This is a genomic window from Mycoplasmopsis agassizii, assembly GCF_002276225.1.
GTDB lineage: Bacteria > Bacillota_I > Bacilli_A > Mycoplasmatales > Metamycoplasmataceae > Mycoplasmopsis_B > Mycoplasmopsis_B agassizii_A.
Genome location: NZ_NQNY01000003.1, coordinates 92,559 through 107,399 on the forward strand (window position 1 = coordinate 92,559; position 14,841 = coordinate 107,399).

The window sequence follows — 14,841 nt, forward strand, 5'->3', positions numbered from 1 at the left end:
TCTCAGTCCCAGTGTGGCCGATCAGTCTCTCAACTCGGCTATACATCATCGTCTTGGTAGGCCATTACCCTGCCAACTAACTAATGTAACGCACCCTCATCTCAAAGTGAAGCAGTTGCTCCTTTCGCCTTTAAAAAATGCTTTTCAAAGGTATATCCGGTATTAGCAACGGTTTCCCATTGTTGTTCCGATCTTTAAGGTAGATTAGGTACGTGTTACTCACCCATTTGCCGCTAAACTAGTAAACTAGTTCCGCTCGACATGCATGTATTAGGCACACAGCCAGCGTTCATCCTGAGCCAGGATCAAACTCTCAAAAAAATTGACTTGTGTGTTGTACATCTAATATTCAGTTTTCAAAGATTTACGTTTTTGCCTTCATTTAGTCGGCTTTTTCATTATACAACTTTTTTTTGATTTTGAGAAAAATTTTTTGAAATTTTTTTGAGCCTATTTTTGCAATAAACATGATAGCAATTTAGTGACTAAATTGTTCTTTTTTTCAATACGTTTAACTCTCTCTAAAAAACGCTGTAGAACTAGTATGACATAAATAAATTAAAATGGGTGAAAAAAATCAAAAATTTTTTGAGCCTGTTTTTGAGGCTTTTTTAAAAGCCTGCTTTATTTATAAATAACTTATAAAAAAAGCGAACATTTAGATATTCTAAATGTTCACCACTTATTTAATTAACTTCATTAATTATTGCACTAGGTTTAAGGTTAATGATTTCTATAATCTTATTAACTCGTCCTAGCTCAATTACGATGCCATTGATTTGGCTTTCGCTTTCAGAGACTTGAAAGCGTACCTTTTTATTAAAACGCATTTTTTCATAGACTTCTTGATAGTTAGCGCCAATTGCTGAATTAATAGGACCTACCATCCCAACATCAGTAATATAAGCACTGCCTTTAGGTAAAATTCTTGCATCATTAGTTTGTACGTGTGTATGAGTGCCGACTAAAGCATTAATTTTACCATCTAGATATCAGGCTAAAACATTTTTTTCACTGGTAGTTTCGGCGTGAAAATCTATGAAGCGGTAATCTGCATCACTAGTTAAAAGTGCTTTATCCATGACGTCGAAAAAATTTTCGGCGGCTTCTTCAGTTCAAGGCGGCATTAACTTATTAAAAGCAATTCCCATTAAAGAATAGACTTCTAGTTTTTTGTTTTTAACTGTAAAACTGCGCACTCCTTGGCCTTGATAATGCTCTTTAATATTTAAAGGTCTGATGACATCTTCATTATTAATAATGCTTTTGATTTCTCTTTTTGACCATACATGATTACCTAGTGTGAAAATGTCAACACCTATTTGCTTTAATTTCAGATAATCTTTTTTGATTAAACCTTTGCGTCCGCTGACATTTTCTGCTTGGGCAATTACTAGATCAACTTGATATTTTTCTTTTATTGCTTGTAAGTGCTCTTCTAAGATTTTAATTCCAGGAGCACCGAAGATATCACCTAAAAATAAGATTTTAATTGTTTCATTCATGTATTAATGATTATATGACTTTTTGTCATATTTAATACATGAATTTTTAAGTTGCTTTTGCTTATTTAGCCACTTCGTTTTCTGCTTCTTCGATCACGATTGCTTTTTCCAGATTTTTAGCTGAATTTTTCTGCTCAAAATCTTTAACTGCTTGCAAAATTTCTGCATAAAGATCGACTTTTTCTTCTAGATGTTTAACTAAATTAGTTTTACCTTGAGCTAGATTAACATCTTTATAACTAAATCAAGCACCTGCTTTTTTGATAATGCCATATAAAGTAGCTAGATTAATCACTTCACCCGTGATATTAACACCTTTACCAAAAACAATTTCTGTTTCTACTGCCTTATAAGGAGGTGCTAGTTTATTTTTAACTACTTTAATTTTGATTAAGTTACCTGTAACTTCATCTTTAGATAAAACTTTTGTACTTTTTCTAACATCAAGTCTTAGTGAAGCATAGAATTTTAAGGCTCTACCTCCAGGAGTGGTTTCGGGATCACCATAAACCACTCCGATTTTGCTTCTGACTTGATTAATAAAAATTACGGTGGTTTGGTTACGGTTTAAATTACCCGTAATTTTTCTTAGAGCCTTTGACATCATGCGAGCCTGCAGACCGATATTTTGATCACGCATTTCGCCATCAAGTTCTGCTTCAGGTACTAAAGCAGCAACTGAATCAACAACGATTAAGTCGATTTGACCAGTTTTTACTAAAGTGTCAACAATTTCTAAAGCTTGTTCACCGCTATCAGGCTGTGACAAAATTAAATTATCAGTATTAATACCTAAATTTTCTGCATATTGAGGGTCAATTGAATGTTCTGCATCAATAAAGGCGGCGATACCGCCCTTTTTTTGCACTTCAGCGATTGCATGAAGTGTTAAAGTGGTTTTACCACTACTTTCAGGACCATAGATTTCAATAATTCTACCTTTAGGGTAACCTCCAATTCCAATCGCTTTATCTAGTAAGTATGAGCCTGAACTAAAAACTTCAGCTTGGACAATTTCTTTATTACCAAGTAGCATAATTGCTTCATTACCATAGCGTGAGCGAATTTCTTTTAAAGTATTTTCGATAATATTTTGTTTTTCATTTTTAAGATTTTTTTTATTCATTGTTCCTTTTTCTTAAGGCTAAATTGCTTAAGAATTTTAATAATTAGTTGGCACAATTTTAAATTAATAAAATTGTGATAAGCATTGTGCTTGAAATGATTCGTTTTTAACTTATGAATTTTTTTGAATTCAAAGTTAGAAACTATTTTTTGGAAAAGTAACCTTTACCCCTCCATATAGCAATAAAATTTTTGACTAGTTTTGGAAAATTTTTTTCAAGTTTTTTTAAGAAAATTTTAAAGTGCTATTTTATTAGAAAATAGTTGTATTTATCTTTAATAAAGATAATTATTCTACAAGTTGATAGAGAAAAACTTTTGACTAATTATTAATTTCCACTATCTTTTGGAAAAATTTCTTCAAGTTCTTTATGTCGTATCAGTTTTTTCATTTTTATTTCTTTATCTTGTGAAGTTAAAACTCCGTAATAAATTCCGTTATTGTTTAAATCAAAAACATAATCTCCATCTGCTAAATCAAGTTCAAATCTTTGCCCATGATATAGTCTTTTTAAGCGCTTTAATTTAAGTGAAACTTTATTTAGTTTTATAAGTTTATTGACATCAACTTCACCTAAATCTTGATCAGTTAAACCATCGATTTCAAATCTAATTAAATCACTCATCAGAGCATAAGTTCCTAATTTTAGCCCAATATCATGAATTAAACTTCTGATATATGTGCCACGAGAAACTTCACAGTCAAAACTGAATAAGTTATTTTCAAAATCAAAATTTAAATCATAAATTTGTTTGATTTCTACATCAATTTCATTTAAAGTTACAATCTTATTTTCTCTAGCATATTCATAAGCTTTTTTGCCATTTACTTTTTTAGCACTATAAATAGGTGGAATTTGTTTGATTTTTCCTAGAAAAGAAAAAATTGTCTTTTCTAGTTCTTCCTTAGTTACTTTTTTGTCACTAGTTTCTAAAATCTTTCCTTCAATATCATAAGTATCTGAACTTTTTCCTAGTTGAAAATAGACCCTATACTTTTTATAATCTTGATCTAAAAAAGTTAGCCATTTTGTATCTTTATCAGTTGCTATTAATAATAAACCTTGAGCAAGTGGATCTAGTGTGCCACTGTGCCCTATTTTTTTAACGTTATTTTCATTAGCAAAATTTCTTATTTTTTTAAAGGAAGTAATTCCTTTTTCTTTTCATATTAAATAAATCATCTGGATTTAATTGTACTTTAAAAAAGAAAAATCAACATCGATTGATGTTGATTGTTTGTAAAAATAACTTTACCGAGCGTTAGCCTTATCATAAGGAATACCAGCGGCTTTTGGACCTGTGACTGTTTTAGAAGTCATCAGTAGTAAAACAATTGCTGATAAATAAGGAATAATTAATAAGACTGATTCTCAGCGTCTATAATCATTATTAGTTCCTATTTGGGTTCCAAGTGAATATAGAACTGAAAAAGCAAATGAAATAAAGAAAGCTAGTTCAACTCTTCAGCGAGCCATGATCATGATTGATAAAGCAATGAAACCAAAACCACGAACTTGTCCAGTAAATGAACTCGCTCCAATTAACTGAATAGCAATTGCTCCTGCAAAACCAGCTAATAAACCGCTGATTGAAACACCTTGTCATTTATAGAAATTAACATTAATTCCTGCAACATCAGCTGCTTGAGGATTTTCGCCAATTGATTTAAAGCGAATACCTCATTTTGTATGTTTTAAAAGAATGTATGAAACAATTGCAACTAATATGAATAACAAGAATTTCAATGATAAAACATTTCCAAAATCATTTCCTAATGGGTTTGCCGCTTGTGCTAGTTCATTAAAGAAAACTGTAAAGCGTTGATCTCCGTTTCTTAGTGAAGGAACTGCGACTAATAAAATTAATCAAGCAAAACCTGCCCCTAATAAATTGATGGCAACACCACTAATAACGTGATTACCTTTTAAGTTAATGGTTATAAAACCATGAATTCAGCTGAAAAACATTGCAAAAATTCCTGCGAGAATAAATAAAGGAATCTGCATATAACTCGATAATTGAGCACTTGAACCACGGGTAAAAACTACTAAGAATAAACCATAAAAAGTAGCACCAACTATCATCATTCCATCGATACCGATGTTGACTATTCCGACTCTTTCAGAGAAAATTCCTGAAATAGAAGCAATTCCAAAGATTGAAAATAAAGCAAATGCATAAACAAATATTGGGGTAACTTCGATCATTTAAATCACCTCTTTCTTGATAGCATTATCAGCCATCAATTGTTTATGTTTCTTTAACTCATCAGCTAATTTTTTAGATAGTGGTTTTTCTTCACTACTTTTAACTGCTAATAATCAAGTTTCTTTTAAACTTTCTCAATGCAGAGTTGCATAATCTCTTAAATATTTTTTACGAAGTAAAGAAACTTGTTTAACTTTTGCTTTGTATTCTGCTTTTAAATTAGCAGGTGCAAAACTACCTAGTTCACTTAATTTTTCGTTAATAATAATTCTTTGATCTGCTAATTGATTTAGGAATTGACTACGTTCTTCATTAGAATACTTACTTGAAACAACTTTTAAATGAAGGTCTTTAAGAGATTTTTTCTCTGCTTTAATAGTTTCAAAATTTTGTTTTTTAACTGCTAAAGCTTTCTTGTAAGCGTCTTTAAAAATCCGTTTAATGACCGATTTATAAATTCTACCTTTTTGGTAAATTCCTAAATCACTTTTATTGAGTGCAGTAACTAGTTGCTCAATTTGTTCATGAGTTTGAACTTTGTTTAAGGTTTCTGGCTTAAATTTAGCCATTGCTTTTGCTGACTTTTTGAAGTAATTACTATGTTTAAAAATAACATAGGTTCTCCTGATAAAGTGAATTGGCCGAATATTTCCAAAAACAATTGACATCGAAATTAGTAACATCAAAATACCAATTAAGATGTAGTAATATTGATATTGAAATTGTACTGAGTTACGACTTGTCAGTGAAATATTTGAAAATCCGATCTCAATTGCTGAATAAAATAGTGAAGAAAAGACAATTCCTAATGGACTATTATAAGCAATTAAAGAAACAGCTATAACGTTAAATCCTGTTTCTATCGGCGAATTACCATTAAAATCAATTGATTGTCTTCATATTACAAAGTATAAATATCCTGCAATTCCTGATAAAGCACCTGATAGAGCAAAAATTATTATTGTTAAGAATTTTTCGTTTGTTCCTGCATAACTAGCAACATAACGGTTTAATCCAATCATTTTTACTCTGTAACCAAAAGTTGTATATTGCATAACAACAAATAAACTTAAGGCAACAAGAATTGCTCCGATCAAGCAAATTCAAATAATTGCTTGACCACTGGCAATGAATTGATAACTAGGGTTTTGATCACCTAAAATTTGGTCAATAGTTTTTGAATTATTTCCACCTGTTGTAGTTTGATAGTTATGAACAAAACTATTGTTCCCAATAAAAATTTGCTTGAAAGCAAAGAAAATAATTCAGTTTAGCATAATAGTTGCTACAACTTCATGAACTTTAAAAAATGCTTTTAAAATTCCTGCAAAAGCACCTGTTGCTGCACCTGCTAAAATTGCAACTACAAAAGCAGCAAAGAACTGCTCTGGCCCTGTGTTTGTGCCATCTGCAAAGATAATTAATAATGACAAACCACCAGCTATCATCATCTGGCCAGGAACACCAATATTAAAAAGACCTGCTTTAAAACCTATCCCTACTGCCAAAGCTCCCAAGATATAAATAGCAAATAATTTCTGAAACTGTGCCGTGTGAATTGAAAAGGCATTTCTTCATGTATTTTCCACCACAGAATTTACATTAAATCCTGCAATCGAAACAAAGATCAGCATTACGATAATTCCGATTGCTATTGCTCAAATAGAGTTCATAAATTTACGACTACCAGATTTAGCATTACTGCTAAAAATCTTTTGACCTAAGTTATTAAAAAAATTCTGGCTTGAGTTAACAAGTTTATTATTTTTGACTTTGTTCATTTTTTACTCCTGCCATCATTAGACCTATTTCAGTTCTGTTTGTTTTTGAAATAGGAATTTTTTTACTTAGTTTTCCGCTATGTAATACTGCTACATTATCTGCTAAAGCGAGTACTTCATCAAGTTCATAACTGATTAAAAGAATTGCTCGATTTTTCTTTTTTTCTTCCAAAATATGTTGGTGAATATTATTAATGGCGCCAACATCAAGACCCCTAGTAGGCTGCACAATAATAATAAATTGGTGGTCATTTAAAATTTCTCTTCCAACGATTGCTTTTTGCTGATTACCACCTGATAAGGAACGAGCCATTGATTCACCTTTTCTAGAACCACGTACATCGAAAGTTTCTTCAATTTCTAAGTTATAGTTATTGGTTACTTGTTTATTAATAAAACCAAAATGAGAAACTTGATTATCTTTTAGTCTTCTTAAAATAGAGTTATCTCGAATATTAAAATCAAGCACTAAACCATATTTATGTCTATCACCTGGTATATAACTAATTCCATATTTAATGCGTGATTGCACACTCTTATCAGAAATATCTAGATGATTTTTGTTGTTTGAACTTGTATCAACTTCAGTTTTTAAACTTTCTTTTAGCCACTTGCCAAAATCATTGCCTCATACAAGTTGGTGCTTATTTTCTTTTTTGAAAATAGTTTTAAGATAATTAGATGATTCACCAAAAACAACTGAAGTGGCGTAAAAAACTTTATGAAGCTTACTTTTTACTTTTCTAGCTTGTTTTTGAAAATTAGAATTTTCAAATTGAAGTGTCTTTTTGGCTGCAATTTCAGACTCTGTTTTTGAATAACCTTTTGCCACATAAGGCTTTAAATAGATTGATCCACTATCAATTTTTAATAGTCCTGAAGCAGCTAGTTCAAGTTCAACTTGACCATTTCCTTCGACCCCAGCAATTGCTAGAATTTCGCCAGCTTTGATGTCAAAACTGACATCTTTTAATGATTTTTCTCCGTGTGCTGAAACTTTGTCAAATTTAACAATTACATCGTTTTTTATAAAGTCTTGACTACTTGTATTTTTAGGCATAACAATAGTTTCACCAACCATGTCTGCTGACATTTGAGAAATTGAAACACCTTTTAAAGTTTCATAAGTTTTAATTACTTTACCATGGCGAATAATTGTCGCTCGATCAGATACTTCAATAACTTCATCTAGTTTATGTGAGATGAAAATAACTGTTTTACCTTTTTCACGAAAACCTTTCAAGGTTTCCAAAAATCCTTCAATTTCTTGTGGCGTTAAAACAGCTGTTGGCTCATCAAAAATTAAAATGTTGGCATCACGGTATAACATTTTCATGATCTCAACTTTTTGCTGAGTAGCAACTGTTGCTTTACCAGTTTTTTGCTTTAGATCAAAATGTAAGTTATAGCGATCTTGAATTAATTTAATTTTTTCAGTCGGAAAAGATTTATCTAAAAATCCACCTTTAACGCTTTCATTGCCAAGAATAATATTTTCTAAGTTGGTGTAGTCATCAACAATTTTAAAATGTTGATGCACCATCGAAATTGCCATTTCGTTAGCGTGGTTAGGTCCTTTAATAACTGTTGGTGTATTATTTATTAAAATTTCACCACTAGTTGGTTTGTACAAACCAAAAAGAATTGACATTAAGGTACTTTTACCAGCACCGTTTTCTCCTATTAAAGCATGAATAGTTCCTTTTTTAATTCCGAAGGAAATATTGTCATTCGCTTTGATACCAGGAAATTCCTTGGTGATGTTTTTGAATTCAATTGCGTATTCTTGACTCATAACACTCCTTTTTTTGCTCTATCTATAATAAATTAAATATGCTCATAATCAGCAATATTCTTATAAAAACATAAATCATTGTGAAAATTTTCACATTTATCGGCCTAAAAATGAAAAAAAGACCTTTCGGCCTTTTTAAATTAATAAAAACTATTTGTTGATTTCTTTAATTAATCAAACTAGTCCTGTTGCACCGTTGATTGTTGTATCTGTATTAGATCCATCACCACCTGCAACTAATGTTTTACCATCAATTTTTGCTCAATCTGCACTTGCAGTTAATGTTGCATCGAATTCAGTCTTACCTGCACTTAATGCATCTGTTGCTAATTTTGCAGTAGCATCAGGTGTAACATATGTTTTTGCTGTTCCCACACCATCTTGTGCATAAGCAAATGTCAAGCTAACATTTTTAGGAGTTGTTTCACCAACAGGTGAAAATCCTTGTGCACCGTTAATTGAAAAAATTGAATTTGAATAATCTTTTGTCATCAATGGTATTAGTACTTGATAAGCCTGAAAAGCAATTTTTTTCAAAATTGATGTAAAGAATTTAGATGTGTGGTTTTCATTGGTTAATGATTGATCGGTATCAACACCTATAACGTAAGCACCTGTATTTGCTGTAGCAATTGCATTAACTACTTGTGTCATTAATGGACCTGCTACTGGTAAAATAATTTGAGGTTTTTTTGTTGCATTAACAATACCGTTAATTGTGGTTTGAGTTGTATCAGTTGTAGCAAATGCTGTATTTAAAATAATTGAATCATCTGTATATCATTTAACTTTTTTACTTGCATTTGCTGTTTTTTTATTTCAAGCAAGAACACCTTGTAAGTAACCGTTTAAAAAGTCAGTTACTCCTAAGAAGTCTCCTCCACCGAAACCACCAATAACTCATTTAGATGAATCCTCTGGATATTTTTCTGTTAGGAATTTGGCTGATGCATATCCTGCAACAAAACCTGGTTCTTGTGTTTTAGATAATAGTGAGATAACCTGACCAGGAATTGTGTCAGCTGTTGTTTTATCAAGTTCTCAGTCCACACCTACAATGATAATTTTTTTCTCAATGAATGATGCTTTGTTATTACCAGTTCCTAATCATGTTTTTAAAGCATCACCATGTTGAAATCCTGAAGCAATTCAGATATTTTGTCCATTATTTAACGCTTGTGTATAGTTTGTTGTAAGTGTATTTGTTGCTGCATCTTGGGTGTTATATGCATTAACAGAATATGTTCCTTTTGAATTAGCAGCTTTAAGTTGATCTACTAATAATGTAGCTGCTTCAAATGAAGATTGATTAAACGATTTATCAGCAACATTACCACCTGCTGTAAAGACAGCAATTTTTGCAGTTTCTACGATTTTTTTATCAGTAACTGCTTTTTCTAAAGTTGTTTTACCGTTAGCGTAAAAAGTTGATTCTTTTAACCCTGTAATTAGTTTTGGTGATTGTGCTTCTTCAGAACAAGCAACTGCAACTGCAGCCACTGCTCCAAGAGCAACAAGTGATGATGTTGTAATTAATAATTTCTTCTTAAAGTTCATTATTTACTCCTTGTATATAATTTTTTAATAATAAAAATTTACTATAAAAAAATGGATTTAGAAAAAAATTGTTCCTATTTTTAAAAAATCGATTGGTTTGTGAAAAATTTTTCGTATTTTTCACAATTTTGGTACCAAAATCCAATAATAGTAGGATTTTGGGAAAATAAAAAAATTAGGACTGCATGTCCTAACTTTGAAAATAGATAAGTCTACTTATTACTTTTTTCACTCGAAAGATCAATGATCTTACGAACTAGTTCTTCCTTGCTCATTTCTTTATAGCCATAAATGTCTAGTTTTTCAGCCATTTTATGAATTTGCTCGATTTTTAAATTAAAGACAGTTTGATAGTCTTTTTCTTCTTTAGAAAGTTCGGGAGCAAATTGTTTACCTTTATTAGGTTTAGCAACTTCGCCTTCTTCTTTAACTTCAGTTACTAATGAATCAGGATCTTCTTCAAAGCGATTACTTCTAGCATTTGCTCGATAGGAATCTTGATGTTGATTCATTGAAGCACCTGCACCTGCTGCAAAACCAAAAGGGTCAAAGGCTGAAAGGTCACCATTAAGAATACTTTTTCTAATTTCTTCAGCATGGATTTTTTGTAATTCAGTGAAGTAAACTTTTCAATATGACATAATCACTTGGCGATACATTCTGCTAACAACGATTGAAACAACTAGTAAAATTGGATAAACTATAATTTGCACTAATTCTAAAACATATAGTTGCTGATTTTGAGTATAGATCCCATATGTAAGTTGCGCCAATGTATAAATTGTTGTAAAGGTTAAAAAAGCTAATGCAAAATTAATTCCTGTACTTGCAAAACGACTAAGTAAATGAAAAGTTTTTTTAGAAACTGCATTTGAATACGAGTGAAGGAAACTTCAGATTAAAATAGTTAATGAGCCAATTACAAAGGCTGAAAAAATTAATGTCCCTTGATAGCGACTAGCAAAACTTGCGATATAGTTCAAAATTTCTTGCTCACTTGCACCTGAAGTAGCATGAGCTCTTACTCAGCTGCTAAAACTTTCATAGTAAAATGAAGTAGTTTCTGTTGGGGTATAAAGCTGAACAAACCTTGCGATCGTAATTCCCGCTGCAATTGCAAAAACAGCAATTATGACTGCAAAAAATGCTCAAATTCAGATTTTTTGCAATCTTCTTTCTTTTCAAAGTTCTTCAAAAATCTTGATATTGACTCTAGGATCTAGAGAATTTATGCCTAAGTTATTGTTACGATTTCCAAACATTTTGTCCTCTTATATTTTTTCTAAATTATAACAAAAGAATAATAATTCTAGTTTTATTAATAAGAAACTAACTTTTTTTTAAAAACTCATCAAATTCTTTTGGTAATTGTGAATTAAATTTCAAATTTTGTTCTTTAAAAGGGTGTTTAAACTCTAATTCATAAGCATGCAGATACTGCCCAAAACTAGGATTAACAACTTCACCACCATATACTTCATCATTTAAAACAGGGTGTTTAATATATGCTAGGTGAATTCTAATCTGATGTGTTCTACCTGTTTTTAAATGACATCTAACTAGCGAATACATCTTTTTATTATGAGCAAATTTTTCTACTAAATGCACTTCGGTTTGTGCACTCTTACTATTAATATTAGTGATTTGCATTTTCTTACGGTCTTTAAGATCACGGCCGATCGGCGCATCGATATTAATAACTTGGTTATTAATTAGACCTGAAACAATTGCATAATAGCGCCTTTTGATTTCACGTTTAGCAAGCATTGATGCTAAAGCAACATGCGCTTCATTAGTTTTAGCAACGATTAAAAGACCACTTGTATTTTTATCAAGTCTGTGTACAATCCCTGGTCTTAATAAGCCATTTTCATTAGATAAATTTTGTGCATAAGCTACTAAGCCATTAACTAAAGTACCACTCATATTACCAGGAGCAGGATGTACTACTAAGCCTGAAGGTTTATCAATTACCATTAAAAATTCGTCTTCATAGACAATTTTTAATGCCATTTCTTCAGCCTTAATATCAACGATTTTTTCTAGTAATTTGGTGACATCAATTTGGGCGCCTTCTTTTAATAAGAAGTTGCTTTTGCGCACTTGCATTTTGTCAACTGTAACTGCGCCTTGTTCAATTAATTTCTGAATATCATTACGAGAAATATTGCTGTTAGCAGCAATATATTTATCAATTCTTTCTCTATATGAAGCTGTTAGTTTTAGCATTATTAAAGATATAGTAGCAGTTTTTTGCTTATAATCTATAAAATGAGAGAAATAGTTATCAAAAAAAGCCGTTTTTTGGCTTATAGTTTTAGTTTAGAAGATAAAAATCAAATTGATTTTTATCTGAATAATTTAAAGAAAGAACATAAAAAAGCAATTCACTTTGTCTATGCTTATAAGGCTGATAATGGCGCTGGTTTTTCAGATGATGGAGAGCCTAAAAATAGCGCTGGTAAGCCCTTATTTAGAATTATTGAATTAAAAAATTTAACAAATATTTTAATAGTTGTAGTGCGTTATTGAGGGGGTTCAAAATTAGGTATAGGACCTTTAACAAGAGCCTATACAAAAGCAGCTGCTGCTTTATTTAACTAATCTAAAGTACCAAAAGCACGGTCGCCAGCATCACCTAATCCTGGCACGATATAGTTTTTAGAATTAAGTTCATTATCTAGGGCTGCTAGATAAATTGGAAAATCTTTACCGAAGTTAGCTTCTAAATTATTAACTCCTTCTTGTACTCCTATAATTCCTAAAAAACTAATTTTTTGATAACCAGCTTGTTTTAACATCTTAATCGTTGCAACTGCTGAATTACCTGTTGCTAGCATTGGATCTAAAACGATGGCGTGTGCGTTTTGATTAGTTGTTTTAATCTTGTTTAAATAAGTAATTCACTTACCTTCATTTTCACCATCACGGCTGATACCTACGTGCATCACTTTAGCATCGTTTAAAATGCGGCGTGCTTCACTAAGCATCACTAGACCTGCTCTAACAATTGGTACTAAAACATAATCATTAGCTAAATCATGAGCCTCAACACCAGCTTTTACAGGTGTATCTATAAGAATCTTTTTTAAGGGTTCTTGGCGTAATAACTCATAAACAAGTACCTCACTAATTGAACTAGCCGCTTGGCTAAAATCATTAGTTTTAGTATCTTTATTACGCATGATGCTTAGATATTTTTTAAGCATCGGGTGTTCAATAACTTTTAACATAATCACCTTTTTTCTTTCTTTAAAATATATTTTATATATTTTAAATATTTAATGGATATTTTGAAATAAAAAGTAAAATATATTTATGGCAAATGACATTCAACGCATTCGCTCACAGGTGTGAAGAGATGAATATCACACCATGCAATTTGTGGACTTAATTTTTTACTTAACAAGGTTAAGATTTTTTCAAAATACCTTTTTAATCATTTCTTATGTTTTATTACCTTTAGCAGGTGTTGTTGCTTTAGTAAATTATTTTACCGAGCAAAGACTCAGCATTTATGTTGCTGCAGCCGTTATCAGTGTTGTTTTTTTACTCTTTATGATTGCCAACTTAGTGCTTTTTGCTAAGGGTTATAAGATTCTTAAATACCTAGCTAAAAATGATGAAAATTTTCTTAAGTTAAAATATTCCTATGGCTGAAATTCAATTGCTGCATTTGCTAGTGAAAAAGATCTAAAACAAGCTAATGAAATAGTTTTATCAATTACTGGTGAAACTGATTAGAAATTGAGGTTATTAAAATAACGAGACAATAAGTGCCTCGTTATTTTTATTTATATTGTGAACTGTGAAATCTATTACTTTTTCTTAATTTCCCCAATTAATTGAAAAAGTTTAGCGAACATTTCTTTATTTTCCTTATCAGATTTAGCAATAGCCGCCATAACTCTTCCTTCTGAAGCTAAAATGGCTTTGTCAACATATTCTTTAGTTGCAAATTTTGACATCTTCTCTGTCATTCTTGCTTCTGATTCTTGAACAGTTTCTTTAACAAAAATTTTATTTCTTGCTTCAGATTCTTCAATTACTTTTTTAACGAAAACCTTAGTTCTATCTTCAGATTCTGCAATTTGCTCCTTGACGAAAATTTTAGTTCTTGCTTCAGATTCTGCAATTTGCTCCTTGACGAAAATTTTAGTTCTTGCTTCAGATTCTGAAATTGCTTTTTTAACAAATTTAACAGATGCATATTTATTGTCTGAACCACCACTTGGACCAGGAGGAAGAATTTCTTCATCATCTTTAGCTTTTATATGAATCATAAGTTCTTTATCCTTCCCTTCTTTTTTGTATTTATTCACAATGATATTAACTTTGTCAGACTTTTTAATATCTTTGATGTTGTTGCACATAAAGTTTGTGCTGTCATTATTTTTTGCCATTAAATTTTTTCCTTAATTGGTTTTAATTTTTTTGTAATAATTTTCTAGTTGCATTTATTTATCTTGTGCTATCTAGCTTTTTTATTTTTTAATATTAGTAACATTACAACTAAAAAATTATTACTTATGGCGTTTTATTCCTATACTTTTATGTATTAAATTATACCATATTTAAATCAGTTCTTAGATAACTGGTCAGTAATTTATTGGTTTATGAAAAATAACTATGAAATCAATCATAGTCCGTTTATTTATTTGAAAAACGCAAATTATTTCTTATTATTAAGTTATTCTACTGTGGTACTAGCAAAAGTGCAGTTAATTCTTATTTAGTATATAAATATTGAAATGTGATAGTCATCCTAATGGTCTTTGAAATCTAATTTAATTGTATCACAATATATATTTGTCAATTTCTGTTTTTAATTCTTCAACAGTAAGGAGGTCAATATTTATCCTTCTAA

At 30.8% G+C, this 14,841-nt stretch carries 13 protein-coding genes and 1 rRNA gene (1 of these 14 cut by a window edge); 2 read left to right on the forward strand and 12 right to left on the reverse strand.

The features are described from left to right. From CJJ23_RS01450 to CJJ23_RS01495, 10 genes are all read right to left on the reverse strand, one after another. Positions 1-321 (reverse strand): 16S ribosomal RNA (locus tag CJJ23_RS01450); it reaches 1,197 nt to the left of the window's first position. 365 nt (positions 322-686) lie between these two features. Then, complete coding sequence (locus CJJ23_RS01455) at positions 687-1,505, reverse strand: TIGR00282 family metallophosphoesterase (protein ID WP_095334608.1); 819 nt, start codon at positions 1,503-1,505, stop codon at positions 687-689. 61 nt (positions 1,506-1,566) lie between these two features. Beyond that, entirely contained in the window at positions 1,567-2,631 is a 1,065-nt protein-coding gene (gene recA, locus CJJ23_RS01460; RefSeq protein ID WP_095334609.1) for a recombinase RecA, read from the reverse strand. 328 nt (positions 2,632-2,959) lie between these two features. After that, positions 2,960-3,814, reverse strand: a complete 855-nt coding sequence (gene truB / locus CJJ23_RS01465) for a tRNA pseudouridine(55) synthase TruB (RefSeq protein WP_095334610.1) — start codon at positions 3,812-3,814, stop codon at positions 2,960-2,962. A 69-nt stretch (positions 3,815-3,883) separates the two neighbouring features. Next, positions 3,884-4,840: an ABC transporter permease gene (locus tag CJJ23_RS01470; protein WP_095334611.1), complete on the reverse strand. Its 957-nt coding sequence runs from the start codon at positions 4,838-4,840 to the stop codon at positions 3,884-3,886. Next, positions 4,841-6,622, reverse strand: coding sequence for an ABC transporter permease (locus CJJ23_RS01475; RefSeq protein WP_095334612.1), 1,782 nt, complete (start codon positions 6,620-6,622; stop codon positions 4,841-4,843). It lies immediately after the preceding gene. Continuing rightward, a complete protein-coding gene (locus tag CJJ23_RS01480) occupies positions 6,603-8,417 on the reverse strand; it encodes an ABC transporter ATP-binding protein (RefSeq protein WP_095334613.1) in 1,815 nt (604 codons plus the stop codon). The genes CJJ23_RS01475 and CJJ23_RS01480 overlap by 20 nt, the downstream gene beginning before the upstream one ends. A gap of 150 nt (positions 8,418-8,567) precedes the next feature. Then, positions 8,568-9,974, reverse strand: coding sequence for a BMP family ABC transporter substrate-binding protein (locus CJJ23_RS01485; protein WP_095334614.1), 1,407 nt, complete (start codon positions 9,972-9,974; stop codon positions 8,568-8,570). Between the two features lie 212 nt (positions 9,975-10,186). After that, the gene (locus CJJ23_RS01490) at positions 10,187-11,236 is read right to left on the reverse strand and encodes a hypothetical protein (protein ID WP_095334615.1); all 1,050 of its coding nucleotides are present in this window, start codon (positions 11,234-11,236) and stop codon (positions 10,187-10,189) included. Between the two features lie 67 nt (positions 11,237-11,303). Continuing rightward, positions 11,304-12,203, reverse strand: a complete 900-nt coding sequence (locus tag CJJ23_RS01495; protein WP_095334616.1) for an RluA family pseudouridine synthase — start codon at positions 12,201-12,203, stop codon at positions 11,304-11,306. A 42-nt stretch (positions 12,204-12,245) separates the two neighbouring features. Here CJJ23_RS01495 and CJJ23_RS01500 point away from each other — a divergent pair, with 42 nt between their 5' ends. Continuing rightward, complete coding sequence (locus tag CJJ23_RS01500) at positions 12,246-12,578, forward strand: YigZ family protein (protein WP_095334617.1); 333 nt, start codon at positions 12,246-12,248, stop codon at positions 12,576-12,578. Here CJJ23_RS01500 and upp read toward each other — a convergent pair. Then, positions 12,575-13,207 carry a uracil phosphoribosyltransferase gene (gene upp / locus CJJ23_RS01505; protein WP_095334618.1) on the reverse strand — a complete coding sequence of 211 codons (633 nt, stop codon included), beginning with the start codon at positions 13,205-13,207 and terminating at the stop codon, positions 12,575-12,577. The two genes, CJJ23_RS01500 and upp, sit on opposite strands and share 4 nt — an antisense overlap. An 85-nt stretch (positions 13,208-13,292) precedes the next feature. Between upp and CJJ23_RS01510 the strand changes: the two genes are divergently transcribed. Next, a complete protein-coding gene (locus tag CJJ23_RS01510; RefSeq protein WP_095334619.1) occupies positions 13,293-13,718 on the forward strand; it encodes a hypothetical protein in 426 nt (141 codons plus the stop codon). A gap of 74 nt (positions 13,719-13,792) precedes the next feature. On the opposite strand, the gene CJJ23_RS01515 is transcribed toward CJJ23_RS01510, so the two are convergent. Further along, entirely contained in the window at positions 13,793-14,377 is a 585-nt protein-coding gene (locus tag CJJ23_RS01515) for a hypothetical protein (protein ID WP_095334620.1), read from the reverse strand. Positions 14,378-14,841: the final 464 nt, after the last annotated feature.